Genomic DNA, 18,288 nt, shown 5'->3' with positions numbered 1-18,288 from the left:
GACGAGGAGGCGCTAGCTGCGGTGGGCGAAGGCACTCTCGTAGAGGCACACCGAGGCCGCCGTCGCGAGGTTCATCGATTCGGCGTGACCGTAGATGGGCACCACCAGAGCGCGGTCGGCACGCGCGAGGTCCACGTCGGTGAGGCCCCGGGCCTCGTTGCCGAACAGCCAGGCCGTCGGCTCGGCGAGCAGGCCCTCGGTGCGGGCGGCGAGCAGGTCGTCGCCCTTGACGTCTGCGGCGAGCACCTGCAGGCCGACCTCACGGCACCGGTCGACGATCGCCGGCAACTCGACGCCCACGGCGACCGGCACGTGGAACAGCGAACCCGTCGTGGACCGCACGACCTTGGGGTTGTAGAGGTCCACGCTGCGGCCGGTCATGATGACCGCGTCGGCGCCCGCGGCGTCCGCGGCCCGGATGATGGTGCCCGCGTTGCCGGGGTCGCGGACCTCTTCGAGGATCACGATGAGCTTCGGCTCGGCAGCGAAAACGTCCTTCACCGACGTGGGGAACTGCCGACAGACGGCGACGATGCCCTGCGGCGTGACCGTGTCGGCCATGGCCTCGAGCACTGGTTCGGTGACGAACTGGACGTCGATGCCCTCGGCGTCGGCGGCGGCCGCCACCTCGGGGTAGCGCTCGAGCGCGGTCGGGGTGCCGAAGAGTTCGACGATCAGCTCGGGCCGGAAGGCCAGCGCCTCACCGACCGACTGCGGCCCCTCGAGCAGGAACGTGCGGGTCTCGGTGCGGGCGTCGCGCTTCGAGAGCTTGGCCACCGCCCGGACTCGGGGTGAACGAGGATTGTCGAGCAGGGAGTCGTGGGGCACCCGTCCATGATGCCGCACGAGGACGGGCGCCTGCCGCAGACGCACGAGACCCGACGGCGACACCGGTGTGGATGTCGGGCCGTCGGGCCTCGAGGGTGGTGCGGATGCGACTACGCGGCGACCTTGGGGGCCGAGGTGTCGGCGGGCAGCGCGGCCTTGGCGGTGGCGACGAGCGACGCGAACGTGGCGGGCTCGTTGACGGCCAGCTCGGCCAGGATGCGACGGTCGACCTCGACGCCGGCCAAGGACAGACCCTGGATGAGGCGGTTGTAGGTCAGGCCGTTCGCACGCGACGCGGCGTTGATGCGCTGGATCCACAGGCGGCGGAACTCGCCCTTGCGGGCACGACGGTCACGGTACGAGTAGACGAGCGAGTGCGTGACCTGCTCTTTGGCCTTGCGGTACAGGCGCGAACGCTGACCGCGGTAACCCTCGGCGCGCTCGAGGATGACGCGACGCTTCTTGGCGGCGTTGACCGCTCTCTTGACTCTTGCCATTTTCTTGTTCCTCTACGTTCGTGTCAGCGGTCAGTGACCGAGAAGCTTCTTGGCGACCTTGGCGTCAGCGGGCGCGAGCACCTGGTCCTGGTTCAGGCGAGCCTTGCGCTTGGCGCTCTTCACCTCGAGGTTGTGGCGCATGCCGGCCTGCTGCTTCATGATCTTGCCGGAACCGGTGACCTTGAAGCGCTTCTTGGCGCCGGAGTGGGTCTTCTGCTTGGGCATGTCTTACTTACTTTCTTCTGTCGGTCGGTCGGCCGGTGCATCGGCCGGGACCTCGTCGGACGTCGGGTGCTTCGGCGGCTTGTTGGCCGCCTTGCGAGCTTCTGCCTCGGCCTTGGCCTCGGACTTGTTCTTGTGCGGGCCGATGACCATGACCATGTTGCGGCCGTCGATGGTGGGCGTCGACTCGACGCTGCCCCATTCGGAGACGTCTTCGGCGAAGCGCTGGAGGAGGCGGACACCCTGGTCGGGACGCGACTGCTCGCGGCCACGGAACAGGATCATGGCCTTGACCTTATCGCCGCCCTGGAGGAAGCCCTCGGCGCGCTTGCGCTTGGTCTCGTAGTCGTGCTTGTCGATCTTCAGGCGGAAACGGACCTCTTTGAGAATCGTGTTCGCCTGGTTGCGACGGGCTTCTTTCGCCTTCTGCGCAGCCTCGTACTTGAACTTTCCGTGATCCATGATCTTGGCCACGGGAGGCTTCGAGTTGGGGGCCACCTCGACCAGGTCGAGCTCGGCCTCTGCGGCGAGACGCAGGGCCATGGCGATGGGAACGACGCCGATCTGCTCACCTGCGGGCCCGACGAGGCGGACCTCGGGGACGCGGATACGGTCGTTCGTACGGGGATCGCTGATGCGGAACTCCTCTGTCGTTTCTTCTGCATCTGGCGGGACCGGACGGCCTCGCCAGAGAAAGAGGAGTTTCGTGTGGGCGTCCTCTAGGAACACGTCACACTGCACCCTGGCTGCTCGATCGCTGTCTGCTGAGCTCCTCTGACGAGGAGCGAGGCGGAACGGTGGTGCTGATCGAACGGGGTGCCAACAACCCGGTAACCTTGTCTAACGGTCAAGCGCGGGTGGGAGAATCTCCACTTTCGCACGGAGCAGACGCTCCGAGCCTGGACGAGTTTAGCAGAGGATCAGTTCGTGAGCCACTCCCCCGACGACGCACCCATTCCCGACGCCCGCTTCGGCGATCCGGCACCGGCCACGTCGCCCGACACCTCCCCCGCGACGGCGCGGTTCGAGGACGACCTGCGGTTCGGTGACGACGCCGCGCGCGACATCGCCGACGTCAACGCGGTCGAGGTGATCAACACGGTCTGCGTCCACCTGATGAGCGCAGCCGCGGTGAAGGTGGGCCTGGCCGACGACCCGCAGCGACAGACCGACCTCGACGAGGCCCGCAAGCTCATCACCTCGCTCGCCGGGCTCGTGACCGCCAGTGCACCCGAGATCGGCGACCAGCATGCCCGCGCGCTGCGCGACGGTCTGCGGTCGCTGCAACTCGCCTTCCGCGAGGCGTCGGCCATCCCCGACGCCATCGGTCAGGGCCCCGGCGAGAAGTACACCGGCCCCGTCAACTGACGGGTACGTCGCCTTCCACCGGCCCCGTCGACCCATCAGCGTGTCGAGTGCCGGCGGCACCTCGAGCAGGACGTGGCCTCTCGAGCGGCGGGCACCTCAGCCCGGGACGACCTTGACCGACATGCTGTCGACCCGGTCGACGATCACCGGGTCGGCCGCCCAGGCGGCCTGTAGTCGCTGCAGCAGAGACTGCAGGGCGTCCCGGTCGAGGCCGGGCACCACGCCCAGCTGGACGACGATCTCGGGGGCACCGAGCCGGGCGTCTCGATAACCGGGCGCGACGACCAGGCTGACCAGCGCCTCCTCGTCGCGTGACGCGTCGAGGAACGCACGCAGGACGCCGTCGTCGTGGTGGCTGGGCACCCACGGGAGGTCTTGTGCGACTGCCCAGACGGCCGGACGACGCAGACCGAACTCGGTGATCGATCCGGGGTCGATCACGATGCGGTCGGTCGACTCGGAGGCGGCCGCGAGGGCCACGCGCCGGGCCTCCACCGGCACCGGTCGGGCCGCAGGCCGCCAGCGCGTCAGGGTCTCGACCGAGGTGAAGGCCGGCAACACGTCGCGGCCGTCCGGACCCGAGACCGTGACGATCGAGAGCTCCTGCGTCTTGTCGACGCGGCGGCCGCGGTCGTCGAGACCCTCGTCACCCGCCACCGCGACCAGCGGCACGAGCAGGCGGGCCGGTCGCAGGGCGTCGACGACCTCGCTCTCGCCGAGCCGCCCCTCGCGGAATCCGAGGAGGGCGTCGAGCAGCCTCGGGTCGGCGGACCCGTCGTCGCCCGCGTGCGCCGTGTCGTGATGGTCGAAGGTGCGCCCCGCCCAGGGCCGTCCGGCACTGTCGGCGCCGTGACCGGGATCGTCGGGTGCGCGCCCCGGTCCGTCCGGCGCGGTCGTCATCAGTTCGACGCGACGTCGAGGGCAGCCGCGAGCGTGAACGCCCCCGAGTAGAGCGCCTTGCCGACGATGGCGCCCTCGAGCCCCTGGGGCACGAGCTCGCGCAAGGCCGCGAGGTCGTCGAGGCTCGAGATGCCGCCCGACGCGATCACCGGACGGTCGGTGTGTTCCATCACCTGACTCAGCAGGTCGACGTTGGGCCCCTGGAGCGTGCCGTCCTTCGTCACGTCGGTGACGACGTACCGCGCGCAGCCGGCCTCTTCGAGCCGCGCGAGGACCGTCCAGAGGTCGCCGCCCTCTTCGGTCCAGCCGCGCGCCGCCAGCGTCGTCCCGCGGACGTCGAGCCCGACGGCCACCGCCTCGCCGTACTCGGCGATGACGTGGGCAGCCCACTCGGGGTTCTCGAGGGCCGCCGTGCCCAGGTTGATGCGCTTCACGCCGGTGCTCAGCGCGTCCTCGAGGGACTTGTCGTCGCGGATGCCACCGCTGAGCTCGACGTTGACGCCCTTGACCTGCTTGATGACCTTCTTGATCACGGCACGGTTGTCACCTCGCCCGAAGGCGGCGTCGAGGTCGACCAGGTGCAGCCATTCGGCGCCCTGGCTCGCCCAGTCGTCGGCAGCCGAGACCGGGTCGCCGTAGTTCGTCTCGCTGCCGGCCTCACCCTGGGTCAGGCGCACGGCCTGACCGCCCGCCACGTCGACGGCGGGGAACAGGGTCAAGGCGGGGGTGGTGCAGAACTCGCTCATGTCGTCTCTCTCACGGCGCCGGGGCGCCGCAGGGTCAGGAGGCGCGATCGGGTCGGTCGCGTCGGGGTCAGAGGGTGCCGAGCCAGTTCGAGAGCAACCGGATGCCCGGCTGCCCCGACTTCTCGGGGTGGAACTGCGTCGCCCAGAGCGGGCCGTTCTCGACGGCGGCCACGAAGCGGCCACCGTGGTCGGCCCAGGTCACGTGCGGCTCGGTGAAGGGACGGATCACGTCGAGCGACCACTCTTGCGCGGCGTACGAGTGGACGAAGTAGAACCGCTCGTCGGCCACGCCGTCGAACAGCACGCTGCCCTCGGGCACGTCGACGGTGTTCCAGCCCATGTGCGGCAGGACGTCGGCCTTCAGCTCGTCGACCACGCCGGGCCACGCCCCGAGGCCACCGGTGCTGTTACCGCGTTCGACGCCGCCCTCGAAGAAGACCTGCATGCCGACGCAGATGCCCATGACCGGACGCCCACCGGCCAGCCGCCGGTCGATGAGCTCGCCACCACGCACGGACTCGAGCTGGCTCATGACGGCCGCGAACGCGCCGACACCGGGGACGAAGAGGCCGTCGGCCGCCTGCACCCGGGCACGGTCGGCGGTCAGCTCGACGTCGGCGCCGGCGAGCTCGAGTGCCTTGACAGCCGAGTGGACGTTGCCGCTGCCGTAGTCGAGGACGACGACGGAGGGACGGGCGCCCGTCACAGGGCACCCTTCGTCGACGGGATGCCACTGACACGCGGGTCGGGCTGGACGGCCTGACGGAGCGCCCGGGCGAACGCCTTGAACTCGGCCTCGGCGATGTGGTGCGGATCGCGCCCGCCCAGCACGCGGACGTGCACGGTGATGCCGGCGTGGAAGGTGATGGCCTCGAAGACGTGACGGACCATGGAGCCGGTGAAGTGCCCGCCGATGAGGTGGTACTCGAAGCCCTCGGGCTCACCCGTGTGCACGAGGTACGGACGCCCCGACACGTCGACGACCGCCTGCACGAGGGCCTCGTCGAGCGGGACGAGCGCGTCGCCGTAGCGCGAGATGCCGGACTTGTCGCCCAGCGCCTGCTTGAGCGCGGTGCCGAAGGTGATGCCGATGTCTTCGACCGTGTGGTGCACGTCGATGTGGGTGTCGCCCGTCGCCGCGACGTCGAGGTCGATCAACGAGTGCTTCGAGAGCGCCGTCAGCAGGTGATCGAAGAACGGCACCGACGAGTTGATCGTCGATCGGCCCGAACCGTCGAGGTCGAGGGCGAGCGTGATGCTCGACTCGCTCGTCTCACGCGACAGGGAGGCGGTACGGGCGGCACTGGTCGTCTCGGTCACGTCGGTCACGAAGAGAGCCTAATGTCGCGGAGCGCCTCGAGGAACGCGGTGGTCTCGGCCTCGGTGCCCGCGCTGACCCTCAAGTGGTTGGGGATGCCGAGGTTGCGGACGATGACACCCCGCTCGAGCAGGCGCTCGAAGACGTCGGTCGGGTCGTCGACCCCGCCGAAGAGGACGAAGTTCGACCAGGTGGGCCACGGCTCGTACCCGAGCTCGGTCAGCTCGTGCACGATGCGGTCACGCTGGGCCTTGATGTCGTCGACCATGGCGAGCATCTCGCTCGCGTGCGAGAGCGCTGCGATGGCCGCCGCCTGCGTCAGGGACGAGAGGTGGTACGGGAGGCGCACGAGACGCAGTGCGTCGGCCACGGCCGGGTGCGCGGCCAGGTAGCCGACCCGGGCACCGGCGAACGCGAACGCCTTGCTCATCGTGCGGGACACGACCAGCCGTTCACGGCCCGCCAGCAGGGTCAGTGCCGTCGGCTGATCGGCGGGCATGAACTCGGCGTAGGCCTCGTCGACGAAGACGATGCCGTCCGTGGCGTCGTAGGCAGCCTCGATCGTGGCGAGATCGAGGGGGGTGCCCGTGGGGTTGTTCGGTCCGCAGAAGAAGACGATGTCGGGACGGGTGCGTTCGATCTCGGAGACCGCGGTCTCGGGTGAGATGCGGAACCCCTCGTCACGGCGACCCTCGACCCACCGACTGCCGGTGCCCGTGGCGATGATCGAGTGCATCGAGTAGGTGGGAGGAAACCCCAGGACGGAGCGGCCCGGGCCACCGAAGGCCTGGAGGAGCTGCTGGATGACCTCGTTGGAGCCGTTGGCCGCCCAGATGTTGTCTCGGGTGAGACCGTGCCCGAGGTAAGCCGCCAGCGAGTCACGCAACGTCGTGAACTCGCGGTCGGGGTAGCGGTTGACGTCGAGGACCGCACGGGCCACCGCCTCGACGATGTCGCGAGCGACGTCTTCGGGAATGGGATGCGTGTTCTCGTTGACGTTGAGAGCGACCCGGACCTTCTTCTGGGGAGCACCGTACGGCGTCAGCCCTCGGAGATCGTCACGGATGGGCAGGTCGTCGAGACTGAAGGACACCCCACCATCGTACGGGTGGGCCGACCGGGTGTCGGCTCGGTCGCCATCGTGGAGACAGGATGCCTGAGGGCAGGACCGCCCACCTCGTCGACGACGACGACGACGCTTCAGCGAGCGTACTGAGCGGGAACCGCGAGGCTCTGACCGGCGGAGACCTCGGCGCTCGGGAGGTTGTTGAGCGAGACGAGGTCGGCGATGACGTCGCGGGGATCGGCGTCGGGGTCGATCTCTGACGCGACCTGCCAGAGCGTCTCGCCACCGTCGACGGTCACGTGCTGGAACTCGGTGCGACCAGTCGTGTCAGACGCGACCGCGCCGCCTCCGTTGAGGACGAGCGCGCCTGCCACGACGACGAGCGGGACCGCCACGAGCGCGGCGACGACCGCGCGGCCCCGCCGGGTGATGCGCAGACGCGTGCGCACGACTCGGGTCGAGTCGACGGGGGACGCAACTGCTGATGCTGAGGTGACGCTCATGAGGTGGTCCTTTCACCGTGGAAGACAGGGGACGAGTTCGTGCCCGGCACTCGGCCGGGAATGCCGGACACGAAGACGTGTTCCGAACATACATTCGATCACTGACGCTTTCAACCCCTGTCGTGGGTAATCCAGGTCGGAATCGTTCCGGATCGGAGTGCGAAAACGCGACACACTCGAACATGTGTTTTGTCGACACCGCCTGATCGGATACGGTTTCGATCGGTGGTAGGAGTCAAACAGGGACCACCGACATCGACGGCAGGAGACCCATGAGCGACCCGAAGCGCACCCCGCAGGCGGCCCCCGACGCCCCCCGTCAGCTCGATCCCGGCGTCCTCCCCCGCAAGGAGTTGACCGCGAAGCAAGCGTCGATCCTCGCCGCGATCACCGAGAGCATCGGTCACCGCGGGTACCCGCCGAGCATGCGCGAGATCGGCGACGCCGTCGGCCTCAAGTCCCTGTCGAGCGTCACGCACCAGCTCAACCAGCTCGAACTCGCCGGCAAGATCCGCCGTGACCCGAACCGACCCCGAGCCCTCGAGGTCCTCGTGGACGCGACGGCGCCGGCGGCTCCCCCGGCCACCGTCTTCACGACGAGTGACGACGGCGACACGGCTCACGTCCCCATGGTCGGGCGGATCGCCGCCGGCATCCCCATCACGGCCGAGCAGCAGATCGAGGACGTGATGCCCCTGCCGCGTCAACTCGTCGGCAAGGGCGAACTGTTCATGTTGCGGGTGGTCGGCGACTCGATGATCGACGCGGCCATCTGCGACGGGGACTGGGTCGTCGTACGGCAGCAGCAGGACGCCGAGAACGGTGACATCGTCGCGGCGATGCTCGACGACGAGGCGACCGTCAAGGTGTTCCGCCAGCGAGACGGCCACACCTGGCTGCTCCCCCGCAACAGCGCATTCGAGCCCATCGTCGGCGACCACGCACAGATCGTCGGCAAGGTCGTCGCCGTCCTGCGGTCGGTCTGACGGGCGCGCCAGCGGCTCCCGCGCCTCCCGGCACACGACGAAGCGCCGATCACCTCGAGGTGGTCGGCGCTTCGCCGTGTGTCGATCCGGGGCTCGGCGTCAGCGGCCGACACCCACGGGTGCGACATAGGGCGTGAGGCCGGCGACGTCACTGGGGTAGACCCGGGCGTGGACCCGGGTTCCCTCTTCTTCGTAGTCGGTGCTGACGATGCGCCCGGAATCGTGCAGATGCGAGACCACGTCGCCACGGTCGTACGGCACCAGCAGGTCGAGCTCGATCTCGGGTTCGGGCAACACGGCCGCGATGCGGTCGAGCAGTTCGTCGATGCCTTCACCCGTCCGAGCCGAGACGAAGACCGCCGTCGGTTCGAGCCCGAGCAGGACGAGACGCTGGTCGTCGTCGACGAGGTCGCTCTTGTTGAAGACGACGATCTCGGCGATGTCACGACCGTCGACCTCGGCGATGACGTCACGTACGGTGGCGAGCTGGGCGGCAGGGTCGGGGTGCGATCCGTCGACGACGTGCACGATCACGTCGGACGCCTCGACCTCTTCGAGCGTCGACCGGAACGCCTCGACCAGCTGGTGAGGCAGGTTGCGCACGAAACCGACGGTGTCCGCGTACGTGAAGGGACGACCATCCGCCGTCACGCTCTTGCGGACCGTCGCGTCGAGGGTGGCGAACAGCGCGTTCTCGACGAGGACGCCCGCGCTGGTGAGCCGGTTGAGCAGGCTGGACTTGCCCGCGTTGGTGTAGCCCGCGATGGCGACCGTGGGTACTTCGTTGCGGTCGCGGTTGGCCCGCTTGGCATCGCGTGCGGGCTTCATCTCTTTGATCTGCTTGCGAAGCCGGGCCATGCGGGTGTGGATGCGACGCCGGTCGAGCTCGATCTTGGTCTCACCGGGCCCGCGGCTGCCCATCCCGGCACCCGCGCCTCCGACTTGACCACCGGCCTGGCGCGACATCGACTCGCCCCATCCGCGGAGGCGCGGCAGGAGGTACTCGAGCTGGGCCAGTTCGACCTGCGCCTTGCCCTCGCGGCTCTTGGCGTGCTGACTGAAGATGTCGAGGATCACGGCGGTGCGGTCGATGACCTTCACCTTGACCACGTCTTCGAGGGCGCGCCGCTGGCTGGGGGCCAGTTCGGTGTCGGCGATGACGGTGTCGGCACCGAGCGCTGCGACCGTTCCCCGCAGCTCTTCGGCTTTGCCCTTGCCCAGGTAGGTGCTCGGGTCGGGATTCGGTCGTCGCTGCAGCAGCCCGTCGAGGACGACGGCGCCCGCCGTCTCGGCCAGGGCGGCGAGCTCACGCAGGGAGTTCTCTGCGTCGGACATCGACCCCTGCGAGTACACGCCGATGAGGACCACGTTCTCGAGGCGCAGTTGGCGGTACTCGACCTCGGTGACGTCCTGCAGTTCGGTCGAGAGGCCCGCGACGCGGCGGAGGGCCTGCCGGTCGTCGCGCTCCGACTGGTCACCGTCGGAGCCGCCGTCGTCGTGGAGCGAGCGGGTCTGGATGGCCTGGGCCGGCGAGAAGACGGTGTAGCCGGAGGCCCTCTGGGCCGCACGATCGAGGACGCGCGCGACGACGTCGTCGGGCTGGTCGTTCCGCTCGGAGTCGAACGGTGTCGTGGTGTGGTCTGTCATCGGGGTGATACTAACCCTTTCGGTGTACGGAGAGCAGGGAACGATGCCCCTGCGGATGTTCGGTAGGTTGGCGAGCATGGCCAGCGAGCACTACTTCTCACCCCAGCCCGGCAGCGCGGCCAAGCCCAGGACGATCGACGTCGTCCTGGCGGGCCGTGAATTGACGGTGACCACGGCCGCGGGAGTGTTCAGCCCGGGCCGCGTCGACCCGGGCACCTCTGTCCTGCTGGCGGGCACGCCGACGCCGCCGAGGGCGGGCCATCTGCTGGACGTCGGGTGCGGATGGGGGCCCATCACACTGAGCCTCGCGTTGTCGTCACCCGACGCGACGGTCTGGGCCGTCGACGTGAACGAGAGAGTGCTCGACCTCGTGCGCGCGAACGCACGGTCGATCGGCCTCGAGAACGTCAACGCCGTGACCCCCGACGATGTTCCCGCCGACCTGCGCTTCGCGACCATCTGGTCGAATCCGCCGATCCGGGTCGGCAAAGCCGAGCTGCACTCCTTGCTCGAACGGTGGCTCCCCCGACTCGACGTGGGATCGGACGCCTGGCTGGTCGTGCAGAAGAACCTGGGGGCCGACTCCCTGCAGCGCTGGATGAACGAGACCATGGCCGACGTCGTGGACGTGACCCGCGCCTCCACCAGCAAGGGATACCGGATCTTGCGCGCCGCGCGCCTCGCCGACGCCGACTGAGCGGACGCCCTCCGCAGGCCTCGACGTCGGCCCGGTCGGCCTCAGAGGTCGAGTGCGCCGGTGAAGACGAGTTCGGCCGGCCCGCTGAGCGAGACGTGCTCGCCGTCGTCGTGGTGGCTGATCGAGACGCCCACGACCCCGCCGGGAACCTCGACCAACCAGCCCTCGGGCGCCGAGGCGCCTGCCCAGTACCGCGTGGCCAGGGCCGCCGCTGCCGCGCCGGTGCCACAGGAGAGCGTCTCGCCGCTACCGCGTTCGTGGACCCGCATGCGGATGCGCCCCAGCCCGTCGACCACGAGCGGATCGGCGGGAACCACGAACTCGACGTTCGCCCCGCCGACCGGGGCCGGGTCGATGATCGGCACGTACGTCAGGTCGAGGCCGTCCAGTTCGTCGTCACCGGCGAGGGCCACCACCACGTGGGGGTTGCCGACCGAGATCGGAAGGCCCGGACGGGCGGCGTGCAGCTCGCGCGCCCGCACGACCGGGTCGTCGTCGCCGAGTCGCCAGGGGCCCAGGTCGACGCGGAAACCCGTGCCGTCGCGACGGACCTCACGTGCGCCGGCCCGCGTGCCGACGACGAGCACGTCGTCCTCGCCCAGCTGGACCAGCCCCCGCTCGAGGAGGTAGCGCGCGAAGACGCGGATGCCGTTGCCACACATCTCGGCCGGACTGCCGTCGGCGTTGTGGTAGTCCATGAACCATTCGGCGCGTGGCTCGGCCTCGAGCAGGTCCGCCTCGGTGGAGAGCGCCGCCGTACGGACTGCACGGATGACACCGTCGCCGCCCACCCCGAACCGCCGGTCGGCCAGGGCCCGGATCATGGCGGGCGTCAGGTCGGTGCCTGCGTCGGGATCGGTGAACAGGACGAAGTCGTTGCCGGTGCCCTGCCCCTTGGTGAACTGCAGCGTGGTGGTCACCCGAGGAGTCTAGCCACGGCCCGGTCGACGGCCTGGGCGTCGCCCGAGCGAGACCACTCGACGTCGTCGTACCGCCGGAACCAGCTCGCCTGACGGCGGGCGTACCGACGGGTGAGGGCCGCCGTGGCCTCGATCGCCTCGGCCTCGGCGAGTTCCCCCCGGATCTGGGCGACGGCCTGCGCGTAGCCGATCGCCCGGCCCGCCGTGACCCCCCGCTCGAGCCCCAGAGGAAGCAGACCCCGCACCTCGTCGACGAGACCGTCCCGCCACATCTGGTCGACGCGTCGGTCGAGACGTTCGACGAGCACGGGGCGTTCTTCCGCGACACCGAAGACGCTCGACGGGCGCCACGGCGACGACTTCTCGGGCAGGGTTCCCGAGAGCGGGCGCCCGGTGAGGTCGCCGACCTCGAGCGCCCGGACGAGACGCCGGGAGTTGGAACGACCGATCGAGGCGGCCGACGCCGGATCGCGCTCGTTCAACAGGTCGTACAGGGCCCCGGGTCCCCGCTCGTCGGCGATCATCTCGTACCGTCGACGGATCTGGGGGTCGGTGCCGGGGAACCGGAAGTCGAACAACACGCTCGAGACGTAGAGGCCTGACCCGCCGACGAGGACCGCCACCGCCCCGCGGGCCACGATGCCGTCGATCAGGGCCCGAGCCTCGCGCTGGTACCACTCGACGCTCGCCTCGTCGGTGACGTCGAGGACGTCGAGGAGATGGTGCGGGATGCCTCGTCGTTCGGCGGCCGGCAGTTTCGCCGTACCGACGTCCATTCCGCGGTAGAGCTGCATGGCGTCCGCGTTGACGATCTCGACGGCTTCGCCCCGGGCGGCCAGGGCCTCGGCGAGGTCGAGCGAGAACGCCGACTTGCCCGTGCCGGTCGCCCCGACGATCGCGACCAACACGTCAGCGGAGGTCGTCGGTCGTGCTGTAGATCGGTGTGGTCGCCACCCGCAGCGTGGGCAGCCCGAGGCTGACCCTCGCAGGCCGAGCCGAGGAGGCGCGGGTCGCGTCACCGGCGGACGGCACCCCGCACGAGGCGGCCTGCGCGGCGTCCCAGGCATCGCCCGCGCGGGTGCGACGGACCTCGTAGAGAGACCCGGGCCCGTGGACGGCATCGGCCAACAGGTAGAACGGTGCGGCGTCGGTGACGCGCACGCTGACGACGTCGCCGGGGCGCGGAACCGCGCCACCCGGCGGCACTTCGAAGTGGACGAGACGGCTGTCTTCCGCACGCCCCGAGAGACGGTGGGTCGAGGCGTCTTTTCGCCCCTCGTCGGTGGCCACGAGGACGTCGACGGCCCTTCCGACCTGTCGACGGTTCTCTTCGGCCGAGATGCGGTCCTGCAGGGCGGTCAGCCGCTCGAACCGTTCTTGCACGACGGCCTTCGGGATCTGGTCGGCCATCTCGCCCGCCGGAGTCCCGGGGCGCACGGAGTACTGGAAGGTGAACGCCGACGCGAACCGGGACCGCTCGACGACCCGGAGGGTCTCGGCGAAGTCCTCCTCGGTCTCACCCGGGAATCCGACGATGATGTCGGTGCTGATCGCGGCGTCGGGCATGGCCACGCGCACACGGTCGATGATGCCGAGGAACTTCTCGCTGCGGTAGCTGCGCCGCATGGCCCTCAGCACCCGGTCGGAACCCGACTGGAGGGGCATGTGCAGCTGGGGCATGACGGCAGGCGTCTCGGCCATCGCAGCGATCACGTCGTCGGTGAAGGACGCCGGGTGCGGGCTGGTGAACCGCACACGCTCGAGCCCGGGGATCGCACCGACGGCACGCAACAGCTTGCCGAAGGCGAGCCGATCGCCGAATTCGACACCGTACGAGTTGACGTTCTGCCCGAGCAGCGTCACCTCGACGGCACCGTCGTCGACCAGCGCCTGCACCTCGGCGAGGACGTCACCAGGGCGGCGGTCTTTCTCCTTGCCGCGGAGCGACGGCACGATGCAGAAGGTGCAGGTGTTGTTGCAACCCACCGAGATCGAGACCCAGCCGCTGTGGGTGGAGTCGCGCTTGGTCGGCAGCGTCGAAGGGAACACGTCGAGTGCCTCGAGGATCTCGAGCTGGGCCTCGTCGTTGTGACGCGCGCGCTCGAGGAGCGTGGGCAGGGCGCCCATGTTGTGCGTACCGAAGACCACGTCGACCCACGGCGCCTTGTCGAGGATGACGTCCTTGTCTTTCTGGGCGAGACACCCGCCGACGGCGATCTGCATGCCCTCGTGCTTCTTCTTCTGGCCGGCGAGCGTCCCCAGCGTCCCGTAGAGCTTCTTGTCGGCGTTCTCGCGCACCGCACAGGTGTTGATGACGACGATGTCGGCCTCGGCTCCGTCGGCCGGTACGTAACCGGCCGCCTCGAGCGAGCCGCTGAGACGCTCGGAGTCGTGGACGTTCATCTGGCACCCGAAGGTGCGGACCTCGTACGTACGGGCCGGGCCGTCGACGGTCGAGGGGATGGGGGTGGTGGCGACCGTCGTCATGGTGACTCAGTGTAGATCGCCGCCACCCCCGGGACGGTCACTCGAAGCGGACACCGCCGCGGCCGCTGCCACCACGGGGCAGGGCCTTCTCGATCGCACGACGGACGATCTCGGAGCGGTACCCCCGGCGCATCAGGTAGCCGTTGAGACGACGTTCGGCCGTCTCGCGGTCGAGGCCGCGCAACGACCCTGCACGTTTGCGGGCCCACTCGTCGGCACGCTCTTGCTCTTCGTCGTCGTCCGTGTCGGACAGCGCCTCGTCGATGATGGACGGGTCGATGCCCCGGGCGCGGAGTTCGGACGTGACAGCGCCCCGGCCGAGACCCTTGCGCTCTTGCTTGGACCTGATCAGGGTGGCGGCCAGTTCGGTGTCGTCGAGGAGACCGACCCGCTCGAGACGGGCGATCTCGTCCGCCACGACCGATTCGTCGAGGTCACGGGAGAGGAGCAGCTTCTCCATCTCGTGAGACGACACTCCCCGGCGCGAAAGGGCGTGCAAGCTGACGTTCTCGGCGCGTCGCTGCTGCGCTTCGAGGTCTTCGGGCCCGTCGGCGGATTGGTCGTCGAAGCCGGTCGCCTTGGGCCGGCCGGCAGCCCCCGCCCGAGAACCTCGGGCGGACGGATGGTCGCCCTCCGAGGCCACGGATGTCACACCGCCGGCCCAATGAGAGCTGATGGCCGTCAGGACGGCCTCGGAACCGCTCGTCGTCTGATCGGTGGCCTCGCTATCGGTCGTCGCCTCGGGAACCGATGCACCGCTCATCGCGCCGAAGAGAGGCGTGACGGGGGCGAGCCGCCCGGTGTCGACACCGTCGTCAGACGGACCCGACACCGGGGCGTCGTCGTCGCGCGAGGTCATGCGCCCTTTCGAGCGGCGATCTTCGCCTCGATCGATTCGACGGGTGCCTCGACGGGCTTGGCACCGCCGACTCCGAGCTTGGCGAGGATCTTCTGCTCGATCTCTTGCGCGATGGCGGCGTTCTTGATGAGGAAGTTGCGCGAGTTCTCTTTGCCCTGGCCGAGTTGGTCGCCGTCGTAGGTGTACCATGCACCCGACTTGCGGACGATGCCGTGCTCGACACCGAAGTCGATCAGGCTGCCCTCGCGCGAGATGCCCACACCGTAGAGGATGTCGAACTCGGCCTGCTTGAAGGGCGGCGCCATCTTGTTCTTGACGACCTTGACGCGGGTGCGGTTGCCGACCGCGTCGGTACCGTCTTTCAGCGTCTCGATGCGCCGGATGTCGAGGCGGACGGACGCGTAGAACTTGAGCGCCTTACCACCGGCCGTCGTCTCGGGGCTACCGAAGAAGACACCGATCTTCTCCCGCAGCTGGTTGATGAAGATCATGGTCGTGCCGGTCTGGCTGAGCCCACCGGTCAACTTGCGCAACGCCTGAGACATGAGTCGGGCCTGCAGGCCGACGTGCGAGTCACCCATCTCGCCCTCGATCTCGGCACGCGGCACGAGGGCGGCGACCGAGTCGATGACGACGAGGTCGATCGACCCCGAGCGGACGAGCATGTCGGCGATCTCGAGCGCCTGCTCACCGGTGTCGGGCTGCGACACCAGCAGGGCGTCGATGTCGACGCCGAGCTTCTTGGCGTACTCGGGGTCGAGAGCGTGCTCGGCGTCGATGAAGGCGGCGATGCCGCCGTTGCGCTGCGCGTTGGCGATGGCGTGCAGGGTCAGGGTCGTCTTACCCGACGACTCGGGACCGTAGATCTCGACGATGCGGCCGCGGGGGATGCCACCGATGCCGAGAGCGACGTCGAGGGCGATCGAGCCGGTCGGGATCACCGCCACGGGAGCACGCTCGTCGCTGCCGAGGCGCATGACGGCGCCCTTGCCGAACTGTCGGTCGATCTGGGCGAGAGCCGTCTCGAGGGCCTTCTCGCGGTTTTCGGCTGAGGGCATGTCGTTCTCCTTCGTGGTGGTCGTCCGTGCGCCTGTAGGCTGTCGCGTCGACGTCGACCGGTGGTGCAAGGTCGTCGTCGCTACGACAAGGCTGGTGTCGCCGGCATGTGCCGGTGACGCGGGACGTCGATGCGAGAAACGCTACGGGCCACCCCCGACATCGCGGTGGCGGTGACGGCCCGACGTGCAGAACTCGTTCGTCGACGTCCTTGTGGAGGACGCTACCACCCGTCCGAACACGTGTTCGACCCATCGCTCCCGGCGTGTCGAACACACGCGCGAGCGAGCGGCACCTCAGCTCGTCGGTTCGGGCAACCCGACACCGTAGCGACGGGACACCGGGACGCCCTCGGCCTCGCAGAGAGCGAGCCACACATCGCGGGGCGGTTCTCCCTGGGCGATCGCCTGGTCGGCGGTCCGGTCACCGAGGGACTGGATGACGAGATCCCGGGTGATCACTCGGCCGTAGGCGTCACCGAACTCGTCCTCGACGGCTCGGGCGAACTCGCTCTTGCGCATCAGACGAGCGTACCCCGGACGACGAACGCCCCCGGCGTGAGCCGGGGGCGTTCGGAAGGACGTCGGACGGTCAGCGGACCGCGAGGTCGGAGTCGAACTCGGCGACGAGGTCGTCCGGCAGGGTGTCGGGGATCGGGTTGAGCCCCTCTATGACGGCCATGCGGTCGCCGACCTCGCGCATGATCACCGAGATGGGGGTCTCGAGGGCGTCGGCGACGGACGCGAGGATCTCCGAGCTCGCCTCTTTCTGACCCCGCTCCACCTCGCTGAGGTACCCGAGGGCGACGCTGGCCTTGCTCGCGACCTGGCGGAGCGTGCGGCCCTTCTGCAGGCGGAAGTCACGAAGGACGTCGCCGATTTCTTGACGTACCAGGACCATGGGGACCCTCCTTCGGGGACGACCCATCTGACGGGATGGTTGCAGATGGGGGACGACTTGTGGTGCTCGGACCGACTGACCACGACTGTAGCCATCGGGGACTGTGCACCTGTTGTGAACTCTGGAGATGTAACGAGACCGAAACGCCCGCTATTCCCTCGTCTCGACCAGCCATCGGTCGAGTACTGCCAGGGATTCGGAGACCGTGGCGTTTCGGATGGCCTGTCGGTCGCCCGTGAGCGAGAGCGAGACGACGAGGACGTCGCCGGGTACGGCCAGACCGACGAAGACCGTACCGGGTTCGTGTCCCCCCTGCGGGTCGGGGCCGGCGACGCCGGTCGTCGCGAGGCCGATGTCGGCCGACCCCCCGTCGATCGCCAGCCGGTCACGGACTCCGGTGGCCATCGACGCTGCCACATCCGGGTGGACCGGCCCGTGGCGCGCCAACAGCCCTGCATCGACGCCCAGCAGCGTGTGCTTGAGCTCGGTCTGATAGGCGACCACCCCACCACGGACGACGGCCGAGGCACCGGGCACGGACACGAGTTCGGAGACCAGGGCACCGCCGGTGAGGGACTCGGCGACGGCGACCGTCAGACGCCTGCGCGTCAGCGCGGCGACGAGGTCGAAGGCCAGCGTCACGCGCCGGCCTTGCCGTGCTTCAGCGCCACGCGCATGTAGTCGGCCCCGGAGACGAGGGTGGCGACCGTGGCCGCGGTCATGAGCACACCGTTGACCCAGTGCATCCCCTCGCCGACGACGTTCCAGAGGGGAAAGAGTGCCAGGGTCACCGCGACCGCTTGCAGCACCGTCTTGATCTTGCCGCCGCGGGACGCCGGGATCACCCGATCACGCAGGACGGCGAAGCGGTAGACGGTGATGCCGATCTCACGGACGAGGATGAGCGCGGTGACCCACCATGGCAGCTCGCCGAGGATGGTGAGCGAGACGAGCGCTCCGCCGATCAACACCTTGTCGGCGATCGGATCGACGATCTTGCCGAAGTCGGTCACGAGGTCGAGGCCACGGGCCAGCATGCCGTCGAGGCTGTCGGTCAGGATCGCCACGACGAACAACGCAGCGGCCCAGACACGGAGCGAACCGTCCGCCCCGTCGTCGATCAGCAACCATGCGATGAACAACGGGGCCATGAGGATGCGGACGACCGTGATGACGTTCGCGATGTTGCCGGTGCTGGCCGGCCCGGGCCCCTTCGACGCCACGCGTCCGCGGAACGAGAAGGCCGAGCGCGGGGAGGTCGAGGCGGAGGCGTCGTCGTGGCTCATGG

Annotated in this window: 23 protein-coding genes; 3 read left to right on the top strand and 20 right to left on the bottom strand. The window is 69.2% G+C overall.

What is annotated here, in order from left to right; genetic code table 11:
- Window positions 1-12: 12 nt before the first annotated feature.
- The 4 genes from AC1MBW_RS12605 to infC all read right to left on the bottom strand — a co-directional run bounded on the left by AC1MBW_RS12605 (window position 13) and on the right by infC (window position 2,183).
- On the bottom strand, window positions 13-813 hold the full coding sequence (locus AC1MBW_RS12605) for a TrmH family RNA methyltransferase (RefSeq protein WP_054147272.1): 801 nt from the start codon (window positions 811-813) through the stop codon (window positions 13-15).
- Window positions 814-938: 125 nt separating this feature from the next.
- On the bottom strand, window positions 939-1,325 hold the full coding sequence (gene rplT, locus AC1MBW_RS12600; protein ID WP_043596706.1) for a 50S ribosomal protein L20: 387 nt from the start codon (window positions 1,323-1,325) through the stop codon (window positions 939-941).
- A 30-nt stretch (window positions 1,326-1,355) separates the two neighbouring features.
- The gene (gene rpmI / locus AC1MBW_RS12595; RefSeq protein WP_043596704.1) at window positions 1,356-1,550 is read right to left on the bottom strand and encodes a 50S ribosomal protein L35; all 195 of its coding nucleotides are present in this window, start codon (window positions 1,548-1,550) and stop codon (window positions 1,356-1,358) included.
- A gap of 3 nt (window positions 1,551-1,553) precedes the next feature.
- Window positions 1,554-2,183, bottom strand: a complete 630-nt coding sequence (gene infC / locus AC1MBW_RS12590) for a translation initiation factor IF-3 (RefSeq protein WP_082383600.1) — start codon at window positions 2,181-2,183, stop codon at window positions 1,554-1,556.
- A gap of 399 nt (window positions 2,184-2,582) precedes the next feature.
- Here infC and AC1MBW_RS12585 point away from each other — a divergent pair, with 399 nt between their 5' ends.
- A complete protein-coding gene (locus tag AC1MBW_RS12585) occupies window positions 2,583-2,915 on the top strand; it encodes a DUF1844 domain-containing protein (protein ID WP_054147271.1) in 333 nt (110 codons plus the stop codon).
- A gap of 96 nt (window positions 2,916-3,011) precedes the next feature.
- Here the strand turns inward: AC1MBW_RS12585 and AC1MBW_RS12580 are convergent, their stop codons facing one another.
- From AC1MBW_RS12580 to AC1MBW_RS12555, 6 genes are all read right to left on the bottom strand, one after another.
- Window positions 3,012-3,815: an SseB family protein gene (locus AC1MBW_RS12580; protein ID WP_054147251.1), complete on the bottom strand. Its 804-nt coding sequence runs from the start codon at window positions 3,813-3,815 to the stop codon at window positions 3,012-3,014.
- A complete protein-coding gene (gene priA / locus AC1MBW_RS12575; protein WP_480024680.1) occupies window positions 3,815-4,561 on the bottom strand; it encodes a bifunctional 1-(5-phosphoribosyl)-5-((5-phosphoribosylamino)methylideneamino)imidazole-4-carboxamide isomerase/phosphoribosylanthranilate isomerase PriA in 747 nt (248 codons plus the stop codon). Before priA ends, AC1MBW_RS12580 begins: the two co-directional genes overlap by 1 nt.
- Before the next feature lie 67 nt (window positions 4,562-4,628).
- Entirely contained in the window at window positions 4,629-5,267 is a 639-nt protein-coding gene (gene hisH / locus AC1MBW_RS12570; protein ID WP_480024679.1) for an imidazole glycerol phosphate synthase subunit HisH, read from the bottom strand.
- Window positions 5,264-5,881 carry an imidazoleglycerol-phosphate dehydratase HisB gene (hisB, locus tag AC1MBW_RS12565; protein WP_054147270.1) on the bottom strand — a complete coding sequence of 206 codons (618 nt, stop codon included), beginning with the start codon at window positions 5,879-5,881 and terminating at the stop codon, window positions 5,264-5,266. The genes hisH and hisB overlap by 4 nt, the downstream gene beginning before the upstream one ends.
- A gap of 5 nt (window positions 5,882-5,886) precedes the next feature.
- The gene (locus AC1MBW_RS12560; RefSeq protein WP_480024678.1) at window positions 5,887-6,972 is read right to left on the bottom strand and encodes a histidinol-phosphate transaminase; all 1,086 of its coding nucleotides are present in this window, start codon (window positions 6,970-6,972) and stop codon (window positions 5,887-5,889) included.
- Between the two features lie 107 nt (window positions 6,973-7,079).
- A complete protein-coding gene (locus tag AC1MBW_RS12555) occupies window positions 7,080-7,448 on the bottom strand; it encodes a LysM peptidoglycan-binding domain-containing protein (protein WP_055973419.1) in 369 nt (122 codons plus the stop codon).
- Window positions 7,449-7,720: 272 nt separating this feature from the next.
- On the opposite strand from AC1MBW_RS12555, the gene lexA reads away from it, so the two are divergent.
- Window positions 7,721-8,434 carry a transcriptional repressor LexA gene (gene lexA, locus AC1MBW_RS12550; RefSeq protein WP_054147246.1) on the top strand — a complete coding sequence of 238 codons (714 nt, stop codon included), beginning with the start codon at window positions 7,721-7,723 and terminating at the stop codon, window positions 8,432-8,434.
- Window positions 8,435-8,533: 99 nt separating this feature from the next.
- On the opposite strand, the gene hflX is transcribed toward lexA, so the two are convergent.
- Window positions 8,534-10,081: a GTPase HflX gene (gene hflX / locus AC1MBW_RS12545; protein WP_480024677.1), complete on the bottom strand. Its 1,548-nt coding sequence runs from the start codon at window positions 10,079-10,081 to the stop codon at window positions 8,534-8,536.
- 76 nt (window positions 10,082-10,157) lie between these two features.
- On the opposite strand from hflX, the gene AC1MBW_RS12540 reads away from it, so the two are divergent.
- Window positions 10,158-10,778 carry a class I SAM-dependent methyltransferase gene (locus tag AC1MBW_RS12540; RefSeq protein WP_480024676.1) on the top strand — a complete coding sequence of 207 codons (621 nt, stop codon included), beginning with the start codon at window positions 10,158-10,160 and terminating at the stop codon, window positions 10,776-10,778.
- 41 nt (window positions 10,779-10,819) lie between these two features.
- Here AC1MBW_RS12540 and dapF read toward each other — a convergent pair whose 3' ends face one another.
- The 9 genes from dapF to pgsA all read right to left on the bottom strand — a co-directional run bounded on the left by dapF (window position 10,820) and on the right by pgsA (window position 18,286).
- On the bottom strand, window positions 10,820-11,698 hold the full coding sequence (gene dapF / locus AC1MBW_RS12535; protein ID WP_480024675.1) for a diaminopimelate epimerase: 879 nt from the start codon (window positions 11,696-11,698) through the stop codon (window positions 10,820-10,822).
- Window positions 11,695-12,606 (bottom strand): tRNA (adenosine(37)-N6)-dimethylallyltransferase MiaA, encoded by a 912-nt coding sequence (gene miaA, locus AC1MBW_RS12530; RefSeq protein ID WP_480024674.1) that lies wholly within the window; start codon window positions 12,604-12,606, stop codon window positions 11,695-11,697. The genes dapF and miaA overlap by 4 nt, the downstream gene beginning before the upstream one ends.
- 1 nt (window position 12,607) lies before the next feature.
- Window positions 12,608-14,185: a tRNA (N6-isopentenyl adenosine(37)-C2)-methylthiotransferase MiaB gene (miaB, locus tag AC1MBW_RS12525; RefSeq protein ID WP_480024673.1), complete on the bottom strand. Its 1,578-nt coding sequence runs from the start codon at window positions 14,183-14,185 to the stop codon at window positions 12,608-12,610.
- Between the two features lie 37 nt (window positions 14,186-14,222).
- The gene (locus AC1MBW_RS12520) at window positions 14,223-15,044 is read right to left on the bottom strand and encodes a regulatory protein RecX (RefSeq protein WP_480024672.1); all 822 of its coding nucleotides are present in this window, start codon (window positions 15,042-15,044) and stop codon (window positions 14,223-14,225) included.
- The gene (gene recA / locus AC1MBW_RS12515; protein ID WP_043596683.1) at window positions 15,041-16,102 is read right to left on the bottom strand and encodes a recombinase RecA; all 1,062 of its coding nucleotides are present in this window, start codon (window positions 16,100-16,102) and stop codon (window positions 15,041-15,043) included. Before recA ends, AC1MBW_RS12520 begins: the two co-directional genes overlap by 4 nt.
- A gap of 294 nt (window positions 16,103-16,396) precedes the next feature.
- The gene (locus AC1MBW_RS12510) at window positions 16,397-16,621 is read right to left on the bottom strand and encodes a DUF3046 domain-containing protein (protein ID WP_480024671.1); all 225 of its coding nucleotides are present in this window, start codon (window positions 16,619-16,621) and stop codon (window positions 16,397-16,399) included.
- Window positions 16,622-16,691: 70 nt separating this feature from the next.
- Window positions 16,692-17,000, bottom strand: coding sequence for a helix-turn-helix domain-containing protein (locus tag AC1MBW_RS12505; RefSeq protein WP_043596680.1), 309 nt, complete (start codon window positions 16,998-17,000; stop codon window positions 16,692-16,694).
- A 150-nt stretch (window positions 17,001-17,150) separates the two neighbouring features.
- Window positions 17,151-17,642 (bottom strand): CinA family protein, encoded by a 492-nt coding sequence (locus tag AC1MBW_RS12500; protein WP_054147238.1) that lies wholly within the window; start codon window positions 17,640-17,642, stop codon window positions 17,151-17,153.
- A complete protein-coding gene (pgsA, locus tag AC1MBW_RS12495; protein ID WP_054147237.1) occupies window positions 17,639-18,286 on the bottom strand; it encodes a CDP-diacylglycerol--glycerol-3-phosphate 3-phosphatidyltransferase in 648 nt (215 codons plus the stop codon). The genes AC1MBW_RS12500 and pgsA overlap by 4 nt, the downstream gene beginning before the upstream one ends.
- Between the last annotated feature and the right edge of the window lie 2 nt (window positions 18,287-18,288).

The organism is Frigoribacterium sp. AP1, from assembly GCF_056680555.1.
This window is presented reverse-complemented; position numbering and strand designations above follow the sequence as displayed.